Consider the following 24,946-nt stretch of genomic DNA (forward strand, 5'->3'; position numbering starts at 1 on the left):
TCTCCTCTATAAAAACTTAGCCTTTTTTCTGTGCTTTTGCCCAGCTATCACGAAGGCCTACAATACGATTCATTACAATATGATCAGCGGTACTATCCGTATCTGTTACGAAATACCCTTGACGAAGGAATTGGAAATGGTCACCCACTTGCGTCGTTTTAAAAGCAGGTTCCCCTTTGCCCTGACAAACTGTCAAGGAATCTGGATTCAACTGTTCTAAAAAATCTTTATCCGCTGTTGTTTCATCATCAGCTTTTAATAGATACTCATATAAACGAATTTCCATATCCACAGCCGTTGATGCTTCTACCCAATGAAGCGTCCCTTTAACTTTACGTTGACAACCACTGCCACTGCGACTTTCAGGGTCATATGTACAATGAATTTCTTTGATAGAACCATCTTCATTCTTAATCACTTCATCACACATAACAATATAAGCACCTTTTAAACGTACTTCTTTACCTGGTGTCATACGGAAGAATTTTTTCACTGGTACTTCCATGAAATCATCTTGCTCAATATAAATTTCACGACCAAATGGCACTTCACGAGTTCCCATAGCTTCATTTTCAGGATTATTTTCGATAGTTACCATTTCAGTTTGCCCTTCTAGGTAATTTGTAATCACTACCTTCACAGGCTTGATAACCGCCATTTGACGAGGAGCTTTCATTTTTAAATCTTCACGAATACAGAATTCCAATAAAGCAATGTCTACCACACTATCCGCTTTAGCTACGCCGATACGCTGACAGAAGTCACGAATTGCTTCTGGCGTATAACCACGACGACGTAAGCCTGAAATAGTTGGCATACGAGGATCATCCCAACCACTTACCAAATTCTTTTCCACCAATTGGCGCAATTTACGTTTACTCATTACCATGTTAGTAACATTCAAACGAGCAAATTCAATCTGTTTTGGCTTTTCTGTATCAGGCCATTCTTCAAGCACCCAATTATATAGTGGACGATGCACTTCAAATTCAAGGGTACAAACGGAGTGAGTAATACGTTCAATAGCATCTTCTACAGGATGCGCATAGTCATACATTGGATAAATGCACCATTTGCTCCCCGTACGATGATGATCCGCATGCAAAATACGATACAATACAGGATCACGCATAACAATATTAGGTGATGCCATATCAATCTTAGCACGCAATACTTTTTCACCATCTTTGTATTTGCCATCTTTCATTTCTTCAAAAAGACGTAAATTTTCTTCCACCGAACGATCACGGTATGGACTATTGGTACCTGGTGTTGCAAAATCGCCTCGTGTATTTTTAATTTCTTCAGGCGTTTGATCATCTACATAAGCACGGCCTTTTTTAATCAACTCTTTGGCATATTCATACATTTGATCAAAATAATCAGACGCAAAATACTCACGATCAGCCCAATCAAAACCTAACCATTTTACATCGGCTTCAATGGACTTAACATACTCAACATCTTCTTTTACAGGATTTGTATCATCAAAACGAAGATTAGTAAGCCCCTTATAGCTTTCGCCTAAACCAAAGTTTAAGCAAATGGACTTAGCATGACCAATATGTAAATACCCATTTGGCTCTGGTGGAAAACGAGTATGTACGCGTTTTCCATATGTCCCTTCTTCGTTATCTTTATTAATAATTGCTTCAATAAAATTTACTGCTTCCGTATTTGGCGTTTCCAACAATAACCATCCTCTCTACGTTGAACCAACATTCTAAGGTTCTTATGATATCTTTTTATTGTATCACAAATCCCCTCGTCCTGCCACGAATAGCTTATACTTAGGCATACTTTATTCGCTATAATTCACATCTTTATTGACACAAGTTTTTAAAGCCTTCCCTTGTACCCCACGAATTAAATTATCTGCTGTAAGCATAGCCATATCACGCCGTGTACGATCTGTAAAAGAAGCAATATGTGGCACCACTAACACTTTACCAGTTTTCAGCAATGGATGATCTCCTGGTAGTGGTTCTGGATCTGTTACATCAAGAGCCGCATAATCAATTTCACCTTCATTAAGAGCCCATACTAAAGCATCAGTATCAACAATTTTACCACGCCCCACATTAACAAATAAGGCATCTTTTTTCATCTTTTTAAATGCTTCTTTATCAATCATATGGTATGTTTCAGGAGTCAATGGAGTCACTACTAAAACCACATCACTTTCAGCATATAAAGCATCGCGGTCACGATATTCTACCATATATAACTTTTCATCCGGACGAGGTTTGCGATTATTATAGATAACCGTCATCCCAAATGCACGGGCCCGCCTTGAAATGGAAACGCCAATATTACCCATGCCAATAATCCCTAATGTGGCGCGACTTAAATCTTTACCCTTAATATTCGAAGGGCGCTGTTCCCACTGACCACTTTTTACAAAATCAGCATTTTCCATAACGCGACGACTCGCGGCCGCAACCAAAGTAAACGCTAATTCTGCCACAGACTCCGTTAACACATCAGGCGTATTGCCATACGGAATATGGCGAGCTGACAAATCATCAATAACAACATTATCATAGCCCACTGAAGCCTGCGCAATTACCTTCAAATTAGGGGCATCCGCAATTAAATCAGCATCAACTTTTACATTATTAATACTCCAAAGACCATCTGCCTCTTTAAGCCACTCTTTTAACGTTTCCCGTGGCATAGGTGTCTTTTCAGTCCATTGTTTAATTGTTACATGTTCGCCTAAATAAGCTAATGCATCCTTACGCACTAAGCCTGGTACTACTACAACAGGTTTACTCATACTATCAACCTCCTAGTAATCAATCTATCCATTAAATAATTACTGTATACTATAAACTACAATTACAAACTATCTTCCTTCTTTTCATTATATACAATTTGAGCCATTAGATAAAATAAAAACATTGAAAATTTCTGATATTTTAAACTTTTATTATTGCGAATGATTTTTACAACTCATATTTACTCTAAATATATCGTTAACGCTCATGTTTTCACTCATATTTCCACTCACACCTTATTAAATTACTTTATCAATTCATCGATATATGATATAGTTAAACATATAAATGAATCCAATCAGTTAGGGCTTATTAAAGCTCAATTTTAGAAACCATACTGATTATTTGTATATTTAATTTTTTATATGTTTGTATATGTATTATTACGTTCAATCCTTTATATGTTTCGGATGTATCAATTTGTTGTTTTCTGTTTATTTGAAAAGAGGAATTTCCCATGGCGTATATTGACTCATTAACTGACACGGAAGTAACACTACGTGACTTTAAAACAGTATTAAATCGACTCATGACCAATTACGATCCAAATCACCCCGTTACTATTACAATTGATGAAGCTGGTAAATCACGCACATTTTCATTAGTGCCTAAACGTACACGCCGTCGTTCTAACGGAGAAGCTTTCACCATTAAGGAAATCCCTTTTGAAACACTGGAAGCACCTAAAGAGCCTGGCACCTATATTGCCGTCGACACCTTTAATATTGCCGAAAATACACCAATCCCATTCGTCTATGGTCTTTATGTAGACTTTGATGGGGTACGAGATTTACGCTTTTTTAACGATCGTGAAAGTTGTGAAAAATGGCTCAACAAAAAAATTAAACTGCTTGAAAAATAATCCATTCAGGAGGTCCTATGAAAATAGCTACATTTATATCCCCTAGCGGAGTTCGCCAGTGGGGCGTTATTGACGAAGAACATCAAACTATTTTAGGTAGCGCTGATTTAGAAGATGCCTACTTCTCCTATTTACCAGAAACCATTGAAGATTTAATCAATTTAGGGAGTGAGGGGGTTTTAATATTAGCCACGGCTTTAGAAAAACATCGTGAAACCCCTATTGCTGTGCCTTATAATCTATCTGAAGTTGTATTAGAAGCCCCTTTCAGACCTCACCGCAATATTTTCTGTGTTGGTAAAAATTATCGTGAACACATTGCAGAATTTGATAAAACTGGTGGCGAACCAGAGCATCCTATTTTCTTTACTAAACTACCGAATACAATAACACCACCAAATGGTGTCATTCCACTACATCCGCAAGCTACGTCTGAAGTCGATTACGAAGGCGAACTAGCTATTATTATAGGAAAGCGTGGCACCAATATAACCGAAGACGAAGTGAATGATTATATCTTCGGTTATACCATTATCAATGATGTAACAGCCCGCGATTTGCAACGCCGTCATTCCCAATGGTTCTTAGGTAAAAGCCTTGATGGATTCTGCCCTATGGGACCTGCTATTTTAATCAATGATAAACAACCTAAAGACTTTGAAATTCGCACCTATGTAAATAGCGAACTTCGCCAGTCTGGCACGACAGAAGATCTAATCTTCTCCATTCCAACCTTAATCAGTACTTTAAGTCGTGGCCTTACATTAGAACCGGGCGATATTATCGCTACTGGCACACCTTCTGGTGTGGGCGTTGGCTTTAATCCACCACGCTTCCTTCAAGAAGATGATGTAGTATCCATTACCATCCCTGGTATCGGCACTTTGACTAACACCGTACAACCAGAAGCACCAAAATTAGAATACGAAGAGTACGAAGAAGAATATTAAAATATAGACCGTTCCCTATTTTTGCTTCCTACGAGTCAAGCTCTGAAGGAGAAAGCGACATAAAACGATAGGCACTCTACTTCTGATTTCCACAAATTATACGTTAAGTAGACTAATTAAAAGCCCGTTCCTTATTCTTGCTCGCTACGAGTCAAGCTCTGAAGGTCGCTTCAAATAAGGAACGGGCTTTTTATATACCGCGAACAATAGAATAATAGACAATGCATTACCCTAATGCGCATATTGTATTTTATGTACTAAGATCGTTTTATGTACTAAAAAAGAATAATATAAAAATTACTATTTAATTTACAAGTCTTTCAATACAACCCATGTACCAGCCTTGGTAGAGCCGGCTCGTTCAATAACGCCTTTCGCTTTTAAATTGGCAATATTATAGCGTACACCGGCCGCGGTAATGCTCCCTAAGGTATCCGCAATTTGAACGGCTGTAATTTGAGGATTTGATTTCATTAAATGTAATATCTCATCAACCACTGAAGATGTCTTTTTACGAGACATCTCTTTTTTTATAGGAATTGCTAATTTTTCATTCACTGTAGGCGTATGGCGTTTCACCTTTTTATATGCATATGCAATCTCTTCTAAAAACTCTGACTGGATACGCATTATCACATTAGTATAATTATCAACATCATTGTCTGGTAAAAAAAGAAGTTCTGGTGAACCATTATTTAACAACGCATCCTTGGCCCGCCGAATACCTGAACCATAAGACTCAATTAAATTCAATGAATAAAACATATCTTTAATTTGAGGGTTCACATATTGTCGTTTATCAAAGCGTCTACTCGTATTTAATGTTTCAATCGTGACCGGTGGCAAAGGTCGATTATGGTTAACAATCGAAATACAATCTTGGTACACATAAATACCTACATATTCAGGCGTATCATACTCTTTATGTAATATTGCATTAGTAGCTAGTTCTTCAAATGCAATTAAAGGGTAATTATAAATAACTTCATGCTCAATTTTATCATCTGTACGAATCGTATACGAAGTCATTACCATGTCTTGAAAATAACGACTCAACTGTTGTGCTTGAATCCAAATAGGACCGTCAAAACGTTTAGCTTCCATCCGATCGGTTCCCTTAATTTCCCTAATAACTTCAACATGCGCATTAGGAATAAATTGATTAGGACGATTAGCAAACATCAATACAGCAAAATTTTTAGCCCGATAGCCACCATATTCACTTTCACTAATTAATCCCATACTCTTAGCCATATCTAATTTAGATAAATTACGAATATCTTCTTTGGCACCAGTCTGAACCAAATACTCTTTCATATATTCGTAATTTAAATCATCTAACGTAGCCGTTTCATTAAGATTAGAACTGAAAGAAAAGTTCGCAAACTTTTTCAAAAGTTCAAACTCTTCAGTAAAATTAGGTAATTTACTGTCCCTCTGTATTCTAATATATCGCCCTGACTTAAGCTTAATTGCTGAACTACGCTCTGCCTTTTCACTAGTCTGATATGGTCCATTAGAGCCTGGCTCAATAGCAATAATTAAATAATTCGCATCATCAAGCCTATCTTGAATCAAATGATACGTAATCTTGGGGTGAATATGAGCTAATAACGATTTCAAATCATTCTCGGTGCTTTCTAGCAAAGACTCCTTAATGCCACAAATAGGCCGTTTAGGAATTGCTTTTTCCCCACTTGAAATATCATTTACTTCCTCCACGCCAATAAAAATTAACCCAATTTCATTATTCATATAATTATTAGCAAAAGCACAAGCCGTTTTTAAAATTTTATCCTTAAATTGCGCCGACTTTTTATATTCAATATAACTACTCTCTACACTCCGATTCGTTAAAATATCATATGCCATTCGCTTAATATCGGATATTTGCACGAGTGTCCCTCCCTTCAAACTAATTTTACTAATTTAAGTCATTTTCAGTAATACTTAAATTTATTTATCAGTTTCGACACTTTCTTTACTAGTACAAATACATTTCTTTACTAGAAAACAAATCCTCTTTTATTTATTCTATAAAAGAAATATAAAAAAATCAATCCTAAATATGAAATAACACACTCCCTGCAAACCCTTAAAAATATCCGTAAAACCCTATATTTCATTATTGATAAATACATTTCTTTACTAGTTACAAACTAACTTCTTTACTAGTTATAAATCATTTTCTTTGCTAGTATTGATTCAATTTCTTTATTAGTATCCTATTAATGTCTTTATTATTTTTAAACTTATTAAATATAAATCAGCCTTCTCCTATCTCGACAAAAAAAGACCGTTCCCTATTTGAAGCGACCTTCAGAGCTTGACTCGTAGAAATCAAGAATAGAGAGCAGCCTTTTATCATCTTCTCCCACCCTCGAAAAAAAAGACCGTTCCCTATTTGAAGCGACCTTCAGAGCTTGACTCGTAGGAAGCAAAAATAGGGAACGGTCTTTTTTATTTAATTATCCCACTCCGTATGGAAAATCCCTTCTTTGTCTACACGCTCATATGTATGAGCACCAAAGAAGTCACGTTGTGCTTGAATCATGTTAGCTGGCAAGCTTTCACGACGATAGCTGTCATAGTAATCTAAAGAGGCGGAGAACGCTGGTGTAGGAATACCAAAACGTTTTGCCTCAATGATTGCTTCACGCCATTTTGCTTGATGTTTTTCAATCGCTTCCATGAAGAATGGATCTAGCAACAAGTTATTCAACTGTGGATTGCGTTCAAAAGCTTTCTTAATGTCTTCTAAGAATACGGCACGAATAATGCAACCACCCCGCCATAGAAGCGCCATGTCACCAAAGTTAATATTCCAATTATATTCCTTTGCCGCCGCTTTAATCAACGCAAAACCTTGCGCATAGGAGCAAATTTTAGAAGCATATAAAGCGGAATGAATAGCATCGATAAAAGCTTTCTTATCACCTTTATATTCGCCTTCTGGCCCTTTAAGCTGTTTAGCCGCTTCTACACGTTCTGATTTATACGCGGACATACCACGAGCAAATACAGCTTCTGCAATAGTTGGAATTGGCACGCCCAATTCAAGACCTTCTTGACTTGTCCATTTACCAGTCCCTTTTTGGCCTGCTTTATCCAAAATTAATTCCAATAAAGGTTTACCAATTTCTTTATCGCTCACTTTTAAGATTTTAGAAGTAATTTCGATTAAATACGAATCTAATAGTCCTTTATTCCATTCAGCGAACACATCACCCATTTCATCATCGCTCATGTGAAGCAATTCTTTCATCATGAAATAAGCTTCAGAAATAAGCTGCATATCACCGTATTCAATACCATTATGTACCATTTTTACATAGTGACCTGCCCCATCGTCACCTACATAGCTACAGCAAGGACCATCTGCTACTTGTGCTGCAATAGCGGTAAAAATAGGAGCCACTTCTTTATACGATGCTTCATTGCCACCTGGCATCAAGCTAGGACCATTTAACGCCCCTTCTTCACCACCAGATACACCTACGCCCAAGAAGCGGAACCCTTTCGCTTCTAATTCTTTGCTACGACGGCGCGTATCGCTAAAATGAGAGTTACCTCCATCAATCAAGATATCTCCTTTATCAAGATATGGTAAAAAGGCCTCAATCATATCATCTACAGGCTGACCAGCTTTTACTAAGAACATAATTTTACGAGGCTTCACTAACATGTTCACTAATTCCTCAGGACTATGGGCACCCCCGATAGTGCCTTCATGACCAAATTTTGCCACAAATTCATCTGTCTTCTGTGGCGTACGATTATATACAGCAATGCTGAAACCTTTATGAGCCACATTACGAGCCAAGTTCTGTCCCATAACAGCCAAGCCAACTAAACCAAATTCATATGTTTTGTTTTCCATATTTCGTCTCCTCTTCCACAGCAAGCCACGCATCCTGTTGTTGCGCCAATTGCTGTGCTTTTTTTATAACTTTTACAAAGGCTGGCGGAATATCTTCCCGTTCCTTTATATTATACGCAATACATTTACCTATAGTAATACCTTTTTGAAAAAAAAGCCAGCTAAAATAATAAATTTCTAATAAATGAAGCTCTCGATTAGGAATAGAACTCAATTTTCGTTCCTGAAACGACCGATTCACTAGCCCTTGAAGAGATTCATTTTGAGATTTTGCATATTTTACTAGCTTATCTACTCCTTGTGTAATGGCCTTCTTACTGACTAACGAAGAACCACCTTCAAGATTGATGACCATGCGCACAATATCATCTAAAATAACACGGCGATTACGCCTAATCAAATGATTAACTAAATCAAACTCAAAACAAATCGTATCCGTAAAATACACTTGCTTTTTTGCTGCTTTTGCTTCGGTACGCACATCTCGATCATAAAGGGCAATGACAGGAATATCAAAGCGATTGAAAAGTTCAACCAAACGACTAATCGAGCCTTGACCACGTGCATTAATAAGGCCAATGCCATAGAAGTCAAAAGGAATGCCTAAAGTTTTAGCAAATTGTCTAAAACTACTGTACTCCGTCTCCCCTTCTACAATCATTACGCAACGTGTATACAGAGCTTCTTTCACTGCTGAAAAATAAGCAATTAAATGCTCCTCCGCCTCTGAGGAAACCTCAAAAGTAACACCACAAGCAATTTTAACCGAACCAGACGGTTGGCGGTAAAAACGAATAATTTGCCGATAATCATCGGCGAGAACTTCTGCGGAATGGGTGACAATAAAAAGCTGTCCTAATAGACCATCCACACCAAACACATCTTTTAAAATTCGCAAAAAGCCAATATTTTCATTAGCTAAAATCTCTTTGAAATAATCTACCATGGCCCGCTGCATCAAGGGATTTAAATGAGCCTCCACTTCATCAAGACTCACTATCAGCGGCAAATAACGCTTTCCTTTTTTCATAATCACGTGGGATTCAAACTTACCCCCTTCTACTAGGGCAAAGATTTGCTTCACAACGCGAAGCACTACCATCGTAATTAAACGCAACGCATCAGGCGTATAAAATCCTGCATATACACCTGAAGTAATGCCTGCCTTCAACGCCTTTTTATCCGTCATAGAGCCCCTGGCAAGTAATGGCCATTGTGTCAGCTGTGCTAACACAATAATCATATAATTCGGCAAATGAGGCATAACCATCTGAAATTGGCGAATACGCAACGCTATACGAGACATGGATTTAGGCGTACTACCATTTTCCTTAATCAATACAGTCTCTAATGCATGGCCTAAACGGTCACGAAGGGCTTCATAGGACTCAGCAACTACAGTAGAGACCTTCGTATTCGTCTGCTTAAAAGCGTCTACCCCTTTTGCATCCTTATCGGCCTCGCCAGACGTCAACTCAGTGAATGTATCAAATTTATATAAGCCAATGTCACGAAGCGCTAAATACGGAATATACCGAAGCACTCGCAACGGTACTTGGCGCCGTTTAGCTACCGCTAAGACCTCATATAACTGAGGTTTAGCCACAACAGATACTTGCTCCCACTCAAGCAAAATGCGCCCCTCATTGACAGCCCCTACAAAACGCTTAGGTAGCGTTTCATGGGGATCGACCGTCAATGTTAGACGCACTTTCACTGGTTTAGTCACATCAAAGAAATCAGACGCAGCCAACGCTTGGCCTGACGTAATAAGCGTAATGAGGGCTAACAAATTAGACTTCCCGATAGCATTTTCACCAATCAAATAATTACATTGTTCATGAAAAACCAACTGCATATGATTCAAATTGCGAAAATTTTCAATCTCTAAGGCGGCTAAATACATGCTAGCACCTACTTTCAAATAAATGAATACGTTATATCCCTACTGCATTAACTCAACGCTGCGCACTGTGCTGTTCTTTTAAACGAGCAATCATAACAGACGCTACAAACATGAGTAAACCGGCGCAAACCGTAAGCCATGACAAGGTTTCACCAAAGATAAGAAAGCCCCACATAGCATTAAAGAATACGCCAATATATTGTAAAAACTGGGCTACCACAGCATTGGTCGCTACAAAGGCTCCCGTTAAGAAAAACTGGGCAAAGACAGAAATACCGCCAATAATAGCAATAATCCCCCATTGACGTGCATCAGGCCATACAAAGTTTGGCCACATCAAAGCGCCCCCTACAATCATTGTGGTCACCAAGAAATAAAACATAATCTCATAATTACTATGATGCCCAACCTGGCTAATTTTACGAATTGTCGTATATGCTGCTGCGGCAAAGGCTGCCCCGCCTATAGCATATAAAGAATACCAATGAAACTCACTAAAGGACCAAGGCTTAATCATAATCATAACAGCCACAAAAATCAAAATTAGCCATTTGCCCGCCCCTTGTGGAATGGATTCGCGCAATACAAAGGTACTAAAAATAAACACAAAAATACCAGATAATTGGAATAAAATGGACGCATCCGCTAAATTCATATAGGCTAAGGCGATAAAATTCATCAACGTACCAACGCCACCAAAAATACCACGAATGGTCAACATACCTCTATTTTCGGTGGAAAAGGCAATGCCCTTAGCCCACATATATCCTAATACAGCCACAGTGCCAATGAGTCCACGGAAAAACGTAATTTCCGCAGCCGGCATGGCTTGACCTAACATTTTAACAAATAAATTCATTACACTAAATGCTAACGCCGATGCGATAGCATAGAAAAAGGCTTTTCTCACGCAGTCACTTCTTTCTAAATCATGTCCCTACTTATTTACCAAAGGTATCTACAAAACTTAAAATTTCCTTGCCCATCAACTCTTTGTCGATAACCTGAGTAAAACGAAGCTCTTTATGCTGTAATTCCGCTAATTCCTTAGGAAATGCTACACCCGTAACTGCACTAATATGCTCTAAACTTTCATATGGTGTACCACCTGGTTGAATTTCCAAAGCTTCACAAATTGGCGTTGGGAATTTAAACGGATGGGCGGTGGCTGCAATAACAGTATGACGGCTACCATCTTCCGGATGGGCCTGCAATTCCTTCATATATGCACCCATAGCTACTGCCGTATGAGGATCTAATACATATCCATACGAATTATATACCTGCGCAATAACAGCCTTTGTTTCTTCATCAGATACAAACTGACCACTGAAATCACGCTGTACACGACTTAACTCTTCCTCACTAACAGATAACTTTCCAGTCGCTTTCAAATCTTTCATGCGTGTATTAGTAAGTTCATAATCCTCACCACTTACATAATAAATAAAACGTTCAAAATTAGAGCTTTCTAAAATATCCATAGAAGGAGAAATCGTCGTATAGAAATCACGATTCATATCATATGTACCAGTTTTAAAGAAATCAGTAAGCACATTATTGCGATTGGAGGCACAAATTAACTTGCCAATAGGTACACCCATTTTCTTCGCATAATAAGCTGCTAAAATATTACCAAAGTTGCCGGTTGGCACTACCACATTAAATGCTTCATCACGATGAATGGCCCCTTGGTTTACAAGCTCAGCATAGGCTGCCACATAATATACTACCTGTGGTGCTAACCGACCAATGTTTATGGAGTTAGCACTTGAAAAGCGTACCCCTTTTGCAGCTACCTTATCCGCCATCTCTTTATCTACAAATAAACGTTTTAAAAACTGTTGTGCATCGTCAAAATTACCACGAATAGCGGTTACATTCACATTGTCGCCCGCTTGCTTTTGCATCTGCTCCTGTTGCATAGGACTAACGCCATCAGTAGGGTAAAAAATCTGAATATGTGTGCCCGCTACATCTTTAAAACCTTCCAAAGCGGCTTTGCCCGTATCACCAGACGTAGCTGTTAAAATAAGCACTTCATCTGTTTCCCCTTCAGCCTCTTTGGCCGCAACCAACAAATAAGGAAATAAAGATAATGCCATATCTTTAAAGGCTTGCGTCCGCCCATGAAATAATTCGAGTACAGATAACCGCTCTAACACGGAATGAAGCGGTGCAATATCAGCAGTGCTAAAATTAGCCTTACTGTAGGCCGCATTAATCATTTCCTTTAACGCAGCCTCACTAAATGTAGGGAAAAAGTGGGCTAATACAATATAAGCAATATCCTGATACGATTTGTCTGCTAGCATATCATAGGTAATCGTTCGTTCTGGAAATTTGGCTGGCACATAGAGGCCCCCATCACTGGCCAAGCCATGTAATAATGCATACATCTCATTTACTGTTTCTTCACTTCTCGTACTTCTGTATTTCATCTCTCTACCCTCATACTTCTGTTAATTTTTACATTTTTTATCTGAAACGAACTTGCATTCTCTAACTTTGATTGATTCGTCTCATTTAATAAACTATTACTGTATTTCAATTAATTATACCGAAAATACGTGATTTTTGCTACCCGTGAAACAGCAAAAGACTGAGGCCGTCTCATTTCTGAAACGGCCCCAGCCTTGGTTAGGAAGGTGTGTCACAAACAAACCGAAATATGCAATTATGTTGCTTAATTAGCTCATACAAAGTCATTCGCCCTTTGTACACCTTACATTTACACTTATTAAGCCTGTTGTGCTGTTTCAGTTTCAGCATCAGCTTGTGCCTGTGGCGCACTTACGATTGGCTGAATCTGTTGATTAGCACCAACTAAAGTATTAACCAATTGAGTTAATTGCTCAATCTTTTCGTTTTGTGTATTCACAACGTATTGTAAATCTTTAATCTGTTGTGCCATTACCTTACGAGCTGGATAATTTTCAGTTTCGCCATCACCAACACGTAATGTTACACCAGCGTTAACCATGTTTTCACCGCCACCTAAGGAGGTACCAATGCTAAACATAGTGTCACCATTTGGACGATAGAATGCACCAAGTGCTAAGGCATTTGCGCCTTTGTAGTTACCTACACCAGCAGACACTTCCCACTTAGCTTCTGGGCTGAATTCTAATGGATGTAAAGCAGCAAGAGCCGCAGCACCAGCACCAACACGGTCTACCCGACGATCCAATTTGCTAATGCGGTTAGACATATGATTCATGCCATTACCAATATCGTTAATTGTTTTATCAAATTGGCCTTTGTTGATAGCATCGCCAGGATTTACAGCTTCACCAACATTAGTTATTGGCTTGCCACCCATATCAATGCCTTCGCCAGAGATGTTAACGCCGTCTTTTCCATCTTTGCCTGGAATACTAATACCTTCACCATTAATGATAGTTTGGCTATCACCTTTGCCTACTGTAATAGTATCGCCTTCAATGGTCACATCACCAATATTAGCTTTTTCAGTAACAGTTAATTCTTTAGTCGTTACAGAGTTTAAGCCTTTAAGGTCTTTAGATAATTTAATATCTAAGCCATTAGTAGGATTACCCTTGTCATCTTTTTGTGTCACTACACCAATATTGCCATCTGATAAATTATCAACAGCAGCTCCACCATTGAGATGTAAAGTTTCACCACTCTTAACAGTTACTTTTTTACCTTCGCCTTCGTCGCCAGCAAATACACGGCTAGACTCTTTTACTGATGTATCAATATTATTGATCTTATCAGCAATATCTTTTAATTGACCTTCAGTAGCAGCACGGTCAGGAACATAGCCTTTAGTTTCAGGTTCCCAAGTTGTATTATCAAGACCTGTAATGAATTGACCATTTTCTTTTGTACCTAATTGATCACCGTTTGGTTTAATAGGGCTTACTTCTTGGTTGCCCATGATAATTTGGTCGCCAGCTTGACCAATCGTTACTTGGCCATTCGCACCATCAAGAGCGACTTGATTTTCACCCGCGCCAGCTTTAACAGATGCATCTTTACCATCAATTGCAACTTGGTTAGCACCGGAGCCAGCAGTAATCGTACCATCGGAACCTTTAATTTCTACTTGTTTAGTCTCATCTTTACCAAGCGTAATATCTTCTTTAAGAGATACTTTATTATTTTCTACAGAAATATTATCACCAGCAGTTACCTTTGCTGCTTCAACTTCTTTACCTACAAGTTGAAGGACATCATTAATATTGGCTACATTCGTGTTATTCTTATTATCTCCTTCAACAATACCAGATCCTACGTTGGTAATTTTCTTACCACCCATGTTGATACCACCATTATTGATTGTGATGCCACCAGTATAATTTCCGTCAGCCCCTTTTATACCACCTACATTGATGCTAGTAAGGCCAGTTAAATCTTTAGCTAATTTAACACTTAAATATGTTTTTCCATCTTTAGTTTCGCTAACAACACCAATATTATTATCACTTAATTTCTCAGTGTCAGCTCCACCTTTAATATCTAACTGTTCATTAAGCTTTTTAGGAATAGGTTTAGCATCATCACCAGCAAAGTTTAGACCATCATCCATAGTCGCTACTTGATGTGGTGTCTTATTTTCATCAGTGTAAACAATACGAGTTACGCCATCTTTACCATCAAGACCTTTGGCACCATCTTTTACAGAAATGTTAGCACTTGTATTGTTGCCTTCTGGAAGTTCATTGCCTTGAGCATCTTTACCATTTTCACCAATAATAGTGATACTACCTGGTTTACCAGCTTTACCTGGAGTTCCTGGTTGACCATCTTCACCATCTTTGCCTGGTTCACCCTTAGTACCAAGAACTAAATCTTTACTCATCTTAATGTCATAGGTAGTCTTACCGTTTACAATTTTAGCAGCAAGTTCCAAGTTATTATCTTGTACTGGAGCACCTAACTTATCGGTACCTGGTGTTACTTCTTTACCATTTAAAGTAATTGCTGTGTGAGCATCACCAACTTTATCGCCAAGATCTTCAATCGCCTTATCTAACTGACCTTTGTTAACAGCATCTGTCTTATCTGTGCCCTCACCAACATTAGTAATTTTATTACCACCGTTATCTAAGCCGTTTTCAGATAATTCAACAGAACCTTTTGTACTAGGTGTAACTGGTTGTAATGTATTACCATCCTTAGTATATGTATTAGTGTCTTTATCATATACAGCTCCAGTTAAATCGATGTACCATTTGCCATCTTCACCTTTAACTAAGGAATTGCCGTCAGCGTCTTTTACAGTTTCATTAAATTTGATACTACCATCAGCTAAATTAATATTCTTAGCCAATTTCACATGTAAACCAGTGGCATTACCTTGCGCATCAACATCAGCTACAACAGCAATATTATTTTCAGTGAAATCAGTTGCCCCACCCTTAATATCTAACTGTTCATTAAGCTTTTTAGATACAACCTTGGTAGTACCATCGTCACCGGCGAACTTGAGACCATCATCCATAGTTGCTACTTCATGTGGTGTCTTATTTTCATCAGTGTAAACAATACGAGTTACGCCATCTTTACCATCAAGACCTTTTGCTCCATCTTTTACGGAAATATTAGCACTTGTATTGTTGCCTTCTGGAAGCTCTTTACCTTCAGCATCTTTACCATTTTCACCAATAATAGTAATACTACCTACTTCACCCTTAGTGCCTGGCTGTCCATCTTTACCTGGTTCACCTTTAGTACCAATGGTAAGATTATCTTTTAACTTAATATCGTATGTGTTTTGCCCATCTTTATTTGTAACGTTAATCTGTAAATTGCCCTCTCCAACATACGTTGTATTTGTAGCTTTCTCGCCACCGTTAACACTTACCACTGTATGTTTACCAGCTGCTGTAGTAGCATTTTCTGCAATTTCCGCTACTGCCTGCAATTGTGCAACGTTAACTGCATCAGTAGCAGCTGTACCAGCAGCTACGCCTGTGATTTGACGAGTTTTACCAGTAGCCACATCACCAACAGATACAGCAGCTAATTTAGAAGTCCAAGTCGCAGTAGCCTTATCTGCATCTGTCAAATCTTTTCCTGCAGGAATGTAACCTAATTTACCAGCAGCAGTATTAGCAATAGAGCCAGAGCCAAGAGCTACGCCATCTTTTACTGTTACATTGGCATTATAACCAATTACAGTTGCATCAGTAACGTTTAATACAGTTTCTTTAGATGCTGCGCCCATTACAACACTATTATTAGCACCTGTTAACGTACGGTTATCACCAAATAGAATTGTGTTATCAGTGTCTGTAATTTTATTATTACTACCTGTAGCGGTTACATGGCTTACATTAGTCGCTGTATTTTCAAAGCCAGTAATAGCATTGAATTCACTGATATATTCTTTAGCACCAGATTTAGGATCCGCAGCTGTGCCAATTAGTGTATTATTAACACCAATGATAGCAGATTTTCGAGTATAATCTGCTACGTTGCCACCACCAAAAGCCATAGTAGCTCCACCGCTCTTACTATTTCTAATAGCAGTTTGTAAGCTGTCAACCATAGCGTCTACAGAAGCAGCACCAGTAGTTGGTGGATTAATTGATGTAATGGAGTTACTAATCTTATTACCAGCACCATAAATAAGAGATCCATTAGTATTTTCTGTAATATTAGCTACACCTGTAATAGTATTAGCAACCCCTTGAGAAGAAACCCCTACCGGAGTTTCTTTTCCGAAGAGTTCAATAAATTGAATCTCCTCATTTGAACGAATACTATTTAAAGAACCTACTACAGTGGCGCCAAAATTTTGACCGCCATAGGCCATGGTGTTTCCTCCACCAGAACCATCAGAGCCGCCTGTTGCAATGGAGTAAGAACCAAGCATCGTGGAGAACAAGCCTTTAGCATAGGTATTGGTGCCTAAGGCTGTTTGATTTACATGGAAACCAATAGCATCATTACCAGATACTTGTTTACCACCCATGAGACCATTGTAGGTACGCCCACCAATGTCGATGGAACCTGTACGAGCGTTTGAATTAACGCCCATAGCAATCCCCGTTGCTACACGGCTGAGGTCAGTTGGCTTATCATAACCGCCAACACCGCCCTTAGGCCAGATAGTTGGATCAAAACCAAGTTTTGCTTCCTGTTCACCACCACCAGCAAATACACGAGCATTCTTACCAATTGCAATATGACCATCTAATGTAATATTAGCAGTTACATGAGCACCATCACCAATGACAACTGTCCCAGCACCACTTGTTCTTACATTATTACCAATAGCTACACTACCTTCACCATTAGCCGTTGCATTAGGACCAATAGCAACAGCATTAGTGCCTGTAGCGCCTTTATTATCTTTATTACCTGTTGCAGTGGAATTTACGGAGAAATATTCAATCGGTTTTATTGCTGCTAAATCAGCTTTCGTTGCAATATTATTAACCGTTAAATCAGCACCAGCATTACGAGTTAAGGTTAAAGTACCATCTTCAAGAGTCACACCCGTTACATATGTATCTTGTAAGCCTTCAATAGTAATAGGGTTAGTTGTATCGCCAGAAGAATCAGTTACTGTAATAGTACCAGCACCGGTAGCTTGATTATATGTAGCTGTACCGCCTGTTACTTTTGTGTCTGTATCAGTATTAAGGCCACTAATTGTGTAAATTGTAGAGCCATCAGTGGCTGTACTTGAACTTACAGTTACAGAATTGGCATCACCTGTAGCTGCTTGCACTTTTACACGAGCCGCTTTTAACTGTGCCACGTTTACGGCATCAGTAGCATATGTACCAGCAGCTAAGTTTGTAATTTGGCGAGTTCCTGCTGGAATATTTCCATCCGCTGCATAACCTACTGCTACAGCACCCATTGTAGATTTCCAAGCAGGAATACTTTGACTACTTGTACTATTAGTACTAGGATCATATCCTGCATTACCAGCCGTTCTCGATGCTTTTGAATTAGAACCTAAGGCAACACCATCATTTTTTGTTACTCTTGAATTACTACCTAAAGCAATGCCATTTTCTGCACTAGCCGATGCACTCTTACCTAAAGCGACACCTGCTTTTTCTGAACTACTTGCTTGATGTCCCAACGCTAGGCCACTTTGTGCGAATACTTCAGCATTATAGCCAATAGCCGTACCATAACCAGATTTACCTGTTTTATAGTATTTTGGTCCCCCTTGGTCCATAGTCAATGGATCTAGTGCATAATTTGCTTTCACTTTTTCGTCGGTAATAGCATCATATTCCGCTTTAGTAAGAGCTACGCCTTTATCAGCATAAACAACTGCCTGGCTACCAATAGCAATAGACTGCTCAGAATATGTTGTTGCTTTATAGCCACTAGCCAAAGATTGTTTTTCGTACGCGCGAGCATGGCTACCAAAAGCAGCTGAATCCCCATTATAAGATTCAGACCGATAACCAAGCGCAGTTCCGTTATCGTTAGATACCGTATTATACCCAATAGATACACTGCCTTGTTTATTGGCCTTACTATATAAGCCCATAGCAACACTTGTAGAGGTATTACTATTTGCCTCACGCCCAATAGCAACACCATCCGTAGCATTTGCTTTATTGCCAATCGCTATACTATCATTATTCTTCGCTGTAGCCTCGCTACCAATAGCAATTTGATTGGAGCTATTAGAATCAATCTGGGCTTTATAACCTAGAGCTACTGAATATGCGCCTTTAGTCAGTGCATTAGGGCCAATAGCAATACTACCATAACCTGTTGCACCCTTATTATCTTTATTCGTGTCAGTATCATTAGCCGCTTTTATAGAAACATACTCAACACCACTACCAGCACTGTTGCTTATTAAGCTAGCTACTTTATTCAACTGTGCTAAGTTAACTGCATCAGTGTCTTGTGTACCAGCTGCTACATTTGTAATTTGGCGAGTGCCTGCAGAATCATTTCCAGTTGCAGCATACCCTACAGATACAGCGCCTAAGGTAGATGTCCAAGTAGAGTTTTTCTTATCAGCATCACTTACAGTAGTATTAGTTGGAGATGCGCCTATCTCGCCAGCTGCTACACTTGCTACAGAATTAGAGCCAATAGCTACACCATCAGCTGCAGTAGCATTTGCCTTATAACCAGCTACAACTACATTAGAAACATTATTAGCGCCTAATTTATTATCACTTTTTACACCGGAGCCTAAAATCACTGAATTAGTAACACCTGTTAAGATACGATTGTCACCAATTAGAGTATTACCAGTACCATTTGTTACTTCATTATCTGTACCAATTACATACGCATGATCAGTTGTAGTAACTTTATTTCTAGCGCCTGAAATAAAGTTGTAGTCACTAGTATCTAATGCACCTTTACCTTTTATCACATTTGATACGCCTGTAACAGAAGAGTACTTACCAAAATCAACACTGTTAGCCCCACCTATGACAAGCACTTGACCACCACTGTCTTTTACTGACCCAGCTAAATTAAACGGATCAACATCTTCTATATTTCCATATGAATTAGTTACTGTATTACCTGCACCAAAAATCAATGCTGCATTAGCATTTTCTGTTCTATTAACAGCCCCCACAATTGCATTAGCTACACCATCATATGCATTACTAGCATTCGTTCTAATTTCATTACCAGAGCCTGCAATAGTTGCCATAGCACCTAGATAAGTCCCTCCAGCATTAACAATTCGACTTCCGCCTGCAACAACAGTACCTATACCTAGAGCCCCTTGACCGTCAGCATTCCACTTAGCAAAAGGACCATATGGTGTTGGCATCGCGCTATAATATGGTACCAGTGTTGTTCCATCAGCTGCCTGAACCCCTACTGTCCCCCTGCACACAATGCCAACACAGATAGAGCCACACCTAATGTCCGGCCTGACTGAATATGAGTAGATGCTGCTTTACCACTATTTTTAGCCAATTCTGATACTACTACATAGCTATGCTTCACCTTACTCCAAATAACTTTATACTGTTTATTCATTAACCCATCCTCCCTTAACATCAACTAGTCAAATAACAGTAAATTTTATCATTTCACTAAATAAAAACTATATTCACAAATAAAGCTATTACAAATCTCCTATATCACCTCACACATTAATTCATATTAATAAAGCCGTAAGGCATATCCCCCTCCCAAAAAACAAATAGACTTCATTTGTGTTCATTCTAGCCTTATAATAATACTCTGTCAATTTCAAAATACGCATTCTGGCTGCATTAATTTCATTTTAACTTCATTTTAATTAAGTGTTTTTCAAGATTTTAATATATTTTTTATTCCATCAATTCTGCTAATTAAATTTTTCCATAACTGAACTTATTAACTCAATGCAAAATCCCTCTAATTCAGTCATAAGAAAAATCGATTTAATCTATATTTCACAACCTCATATAAATTTCATATAAATTTCATATAAATTTTATATGAATTTAAAATATCTTAAAGTCTATATTATACTAATTTAGATTGTAAGAATGAATAAATTTGCCGAAACAAAAAGAGACTAATTTTGTCAGTAATAATTAATTTAATATATTACTCCACTTTTAACCTATAGCTACAAATTATTTCTATCATTGTTCTATAAAATTAGATGTTGTCAAGAATCCCTATTCCATTCAGGAATAGATAAAGAAAACGACTGTATAGAAATTACTTCTATGCAGTCGTTTTTAAAACTCACTATTCAATTATTGAGCTACTTCTTCTTTTTTGATTTTACCACCAAAAATGTCGCGGTAATCACCTTTTTCTTCGTTATCTTTATTATTTACACGAACACGTTCGATTTTGTAACGATCATTATCTTCACCAGCAATGCGGTCAACACGACTGTGATCAAGACCTTCAAGGCGAGTTAATTCAGGGCCAAATTCATCGATAGCACGCGCCATGCCTGCATCGATTTCAGCACCATTCTTAAGCGCACGATATATAACAGCAGCAAACTCATATCGAGTAAGTGTACGATCGCCTTTGAATTCACCATCAGGATAACCAATTGTGAAGCCTTTCTTAGCAATAGTATCCACATATTCATAAGCCCAATGGTTCTTAGGCACATCTGGGAACTCCCGAGTAGAAATATCTGAGTAACCAGAAGCCATACCATTACCACCACGACGTAATTGTTCATTTTCAGCTACTAACTGTTGAACAATACGTTTCAAGGATTCTACGTCTTTAGCAAGAGCTACACGCGATGTAGATACACCATTGGATTGACCAAAGCGGATACTTACACCTGCATTAAACATTTCATCGCCATTACCTAAGGTGCTACCAATGCTGAAACGAGTGTCTTCATTTGGCTGATAGTAAGCACCAATCGCAAATGCATCGGCATTTTTGTAATTACCATAACCTACGGCAAAATTCCATTTGTCATCTGGATTAAAGTCTAATGGACTCAATGCAGCTAATGCAGCCGCACCAGCACCTACTTCGTTAACACGATTGTTCAATTTATTTACACGGCCATTTAAATTACCGAAATCACCAGCTAAACCATCTACACGATCGCTTACAGCATCTAACTGACCACGATTTACTGCATCAGTTGGAGCTTCGCCTGCGCCAACATTGTGAATCACATTGTCACCCATGCTAACATTATCGCCACTTACTACAACTGTATTTCCTTCAGCGCCTTTAACAGTTAAACCATCATTGTTAATAGTTGTGTTGCCAGTTGTTACGGAATTTAAGCCTGTTATATCTTTAGATAATTTAATATCTAAGCCTTGACCATTGGCCACTACGCCAATATTACCATCTGATAAGTTGCTTGCATCAGCGCCACCTTTAAGATTTAAGGTTTCACCATTCTTAACAGTTACTTTTACGCCATCATCACCAGCAAATACACGACTAGAATCTTTTACAGCTGTATCAATATTGCCAATTTTTTCAGCTAAATCATGTAATTGGCCTTCAGTCGCTGCTCGGTGCTCTACATAGCCATTAGTCTCTGGATCCCAAGTTGTATTATCAAGTCCTGTAATGAATTGACCATTTTCTTTTGTACCTAACGGAGTATCAGGGGCCTTAATAGGACTAACTTCTTGGTTACCCATGATAATTTGGTCTTCAGGATTACCATTATCTACACCAATAGTTACTTGACCTTTTGAACCATCAGCCACCACTTGGTTTTCACCTGTACCAGCAGTTACTTTAGCAGCTTCACCATTAATATTAACCTGCTTAGCCGTATCAGATTCATGTCCTAGAGTGATATTATCATTAAGATTTACTTTATTGCCAGCTGCTACAGTAATATTTTTTCCTTCTTGTACGTTTGAGCCATTTATTACAAGGTTCTTAACATCACCAATAGCTGATGCTACTGTTCTCAATTGTGCTACGTTAACTGCATCAGTATCAGCTGTACCAGCGGCTACATTTGTAATCTGACGCGTTTTACCGTTTGCACCAACAGATACAGCAGCTAGTGTAGATTTCCAAGTAGCATTAGTTTTTGTGGATGCTGTATCTGTAACTGGGTCATAACCAACAACACCTTTATCTACAGTGGCAATAGAATCAAAACCAAGAGCCACGCCACCTACTGTTTCCACATTTGCGTTATGACCAATTACAACCGCATCAGTTGCAGTTAGCTCAGTTTCTTCATCAACAGAACCTAGTACGATACTATTGTTAGCACCAGTTACTTTTCGATTATCACCAAATACAACGGCAGTCTTAGTATCTTTAACTGTATTATTAATACCTGCTAAAGTTACATCATCTACATTTTCTGCTTTATTGTTATAACCCATAATGGAGTTATATTGACTAATGTCTGCAGCTGTACCAGTTAGGGTGTTTTTTACACCAATGATAGAAGATGCACGAGTGTAATCAGCTTTGTTACTGCCACCAATAGCCAAAGTAGACCCGCCACTATCAGTATTACGTATAATGTCTAGCATTTTTACTTGCAATTCTTTAGCTGAATTTGCTGCTGAAGAACTAGCTAATAGGCCTGTACCAGGAATAGAAATACTTGTTACAGAGTTAGTAATTTCATTCCCTGCACCAAAGATTAAAGCCCCATTTGCATTGGCTACTTTATTGGCCAAACCTACAATACTACTAGCTACACCAGAACTAGAGTTTTCAGCAGTAGCTGACTCCATGCTATTCATGGAACCCATAATAACGGCACCAAAGTTTTTACCTGCATCAACAGAGTCACGACCACCGGCATAATTACTAGTAGCAATAGAGTAGGCACCAGTAATTGTAGAGAAAGTACCATGGTTAAAGCTATTAGTACCAATTGTAGTTGCATTAACCCCCACACCAGTAGCTCTTCGGCCTGCTTCAGTAGACGTATCTACCTTTACATCACCTAATTGGCCAATGTATTTATGAGTGCCCACCATTAAACTACCAGAACGAACATAAGAGTTTTCACCAATAGCTATGCCTGCTGCCAATTTGGATGGATCTGCAGGAATACGTGCCGTAGATAAGAAGTTACCGCTAAATGTAGTTTGACCAAGGGCAAAGATAGCTTCTTGTTTACCAGCCATGTTTTCTACGTAGGCATTTTGACCTAGAGAAATACCAGCACTTTGGTCGGCATAATTTTCAACTTTAGCACCATTACCAATAGCAATGTCGCCACTGCCTTTACCACCATTACTATCCAAAATCCAAGCTTTATGACCAATGGCAATACTATTGTGAGCTACTGCACTAGCCCCTACACCAGCAGCTAAGGCATTGTCACCTGTAGCACCATCATTGTTGTAGTTGCCACCTGGAGTTTGAGGGCCTTTTACACTGTAGTAATGTGTCTTATTATTGGTTACATCAGAAGTAGTAGCTATCCCACTTACAGCATAAGTAGAGTCATCATTACGCTTAAATGTTAGAGTGTCTCCTTCTAGAGTAACACTTGTTGTATCAAGATTTTTCAACCCAGCAATTTCAATAGTTTCAGCATTACTATCTGTTAAAATTAAAGTTCCTTCAGAACCATTATATGATACTTTACCTTCAACAATAGTCGTGTCAGTAGCATCAGCAGCCCAAACACTACCACTAATTCCTGCGCTTAACGCCAATACAGCCAAAGTCACACCAATACGCTGACCTGTCTGAGATTTTGTTGTTGCTGTTTTACCAGCTTGTTTAGCAAGTTCAGAAACAACTACATAGCTGTTCTTAACCTTGCTCCAAATAACTTTATAATGCTTATTCATTGACTCAACCTCCCATAATACTAGTTAGTCATTTTAACTGTAAAATATATGATTACACCAAACCAAAAACATATTCAATAAAAGTAAGGACGCTTAAACTATCTCATATCACCCCACACATTAATTCACATTAATAAAGTTGCTAGGCGCGTCACACCACGCAAACTATTATCTCTCTTTTGCTTAATTATTTTATCTTTTACGGCCTATATCTGTCAATAAATTTTAACAGTTTTCTCATCATATTTTTCACTAACCTTTCATTAAATTCTAACTTTTTCAAGTTTATCAATTACAGCAACATATATAAAAAGTTCTGATATATATTGTAAAAATCTAAATCTATATTTCTTATATAACATTT

The 24,946-nt window shown here is 38.4% G+C and carries 12 protein-coding genes; 2 read left to right on the plus strand and 10 right to left on the minus strand.

What is annotated here, in order from left to right; translation table 11 throughout:
• Nucleotides 1–16 precede the first annotated feature (16 nt).
• Both NFR44_RS08345 and NFR44_RS08350 read right to left on the minus strand, forming a co-directional pair.
• Nucleotides 17–1,690 (minus strand): glutamine--tRNA ligase/YqeY domain fusion protein, encoded by a 1,674-nt coding sequence (locus NFR44_RS08345; RefSeq protein ID WP_251443633.1) that lies wholly within the window; start codon nucleotides 1,688–1,690, stop codon nucleotides 17–19.
• 111 nt (nucleotides 1,691–1,801) lie between these two features.
• Nucleotides 1,802–2,779, minus strand: coding sequence for a 2-hydroxyacid dehydrogenase (locus NFR44_RS08350; RefSeq protein ID WP_251443635.1), 978 nt, complete (start codon nucleotides 2,777–2,779; stop codon nucleotides 1,802–1,804).
• Nucleotides 2,780–3,237: 458 nt separating this feature from the next.
• Between NFR44_RS08350 and NFR44_RS08355 the strand changes: the two genes are divergently transcribed.
• Both NFR44_RS08355 and NFR44_RS08360 read left to right on the plus strand, forming a co-directional pair.
• Nucleotides 3,238–3,642, plus strand: coding sequence for a hypothetical protein (locus NFR44_RS08355; RefSeq protein WP_251443638.1), 405 nt, complete (start codon nucleotides 3,238–3,240; stop codon nucleotides 3,640–3,642).
• A 17-nt stretch (nucleotides 3,643–3,659) separates the two neighbouring features.
• Entirely contained in the window at nucleotides 3,660–4,592 is a 933-nt protein-coding gene (locus tag NFR44_RS08360) for a fumarylacetoacetate hydrolase family protein (protein ID WP_251443641.1), read from the plus strand.
• 309 nt (nucleotides 4,593–4,901) lie between these two features.
• Here NFR44_RS08360 and NFR44_RS08365 read toward each other — a convergent pair whose 3' ends face one another.
• The 8 genes from NFR44_RS08365 to NFR44_RS08400 all read right to left on the minus strand — a co-directional run bounded on the left by NFR44_RS08365 (nucleotide 4,902) and on the right by NFR44_RS08400 (nucleotide 24,582).
• Entirely contained in the window at nucleotides 4,902–6,488 is a 1,587-nt protein-coding gene (locus NFR44_RS08365; protein WP_251443656.1) for an AlbA family DNA-binding domain-containing protein, read from the minus strand.
• 568 nt (nucleotides 6,489–7,056) lie between these two features.
• Complete coding sequence (gene gnd, locus NFR44_RS08370) at nucleotides 7,057–8,472, minus strand: decarboxylating NADP(+)-dependent phosphogluconate dehydrogenase (protein WP_251443659.1); 1,416 nt, start codon at nucleotides 8,470–8,472, stop codon at nucleotides 7,057–7,059.
• Complete coding sequence (locus NFR44_RS08375; RefSeq protein WP_251443662.1) at nucleotides 8,453–10,396, minus strand: ATP-dependent nuclease; 1,944 nt, start codon at nucleotides 10,394–10,396, stop codon at nucleotides 8,453–8,455. The genes gnd and NFR44_RS08375 overlap by 20 nt, the downstream gene beginning before the upstream one ends.
• A 34-nt stretch (nucleotides 10,397–10,430) precedes the next feature.
• Entirely contained in the window at nucleotides 10,431–11,288 is an 858-nt protein-coding gene (locus NFR44_RS08380; RefSeq protein WP_251443664.1) for a DMT family transporter, read from the minus strand.
• A gap of 31 nt (nucleotides 11,289–11,319) precedes the next feature.
• Nucleotides 11,320–12,819 carry a threonine synthase gene (thrC, locus tag NFR44_RS08385; RefSeq protein WP_251443667.1) on the minus strand — a complete coding sequence of 500 codons (1,500 nt, stop codon included), beginning with the start codon at nucleotides 12,817–12,819 and terminating at the stop codon, nucleotides 11,320–11,322.
• Between the two features lie 299 nt (nucleotides 12,820–13,118).
• Nucleotides 13,119–20,195, minus strand: coding sequence for a YadA-like family protein (locus tag NFR44_RS08390; protein ID WP_251443686.1), 7,077 nt, complete (start codon nucleotides 20,193–20,195; stop codon nucleotides 13,119–13,121).
• Nucleotides 20,177–20,341, minus strand: a complete 165-nt coding sequence (locus NFR44_RS08395; protein ID WP_251443689.1) for an ESPR domain-containing protein — start codon at nucleotides 20,339–20,341, stop codon at nucleotides 20,177–20,179. Before NFR44_RS08395 ends, NFR44_RS08390 begins: the two co-directional genes overlap by 19 nt.
• Before the next feature lie 713 nt (nucleotides 20,342–21,054).
• Nucleotides 21,055–24,582, minus strand: coding sequence for an ESPR-type extended signal peptide-containing protein (locus tag NFR44_RS08400; RefSeq protein WP_251443692.1), 3,528 nt, complete (start codon nucleotides 24,580–24,582; stop codon nucleotides 21,055–21,057).
• Nucleotides 24,583–24,946: the final 364 nt, after the last annotated feature.

The sequence above is a fragment of the Veillonella intestinalis genome, from assembly GCF_943193155.1.
Lineage (GTDB): Bacteria > Bacillota > Negativicutes > Veillonellales > Veillonellaceae > Veillonella_A > Veillonella_A intestinalis.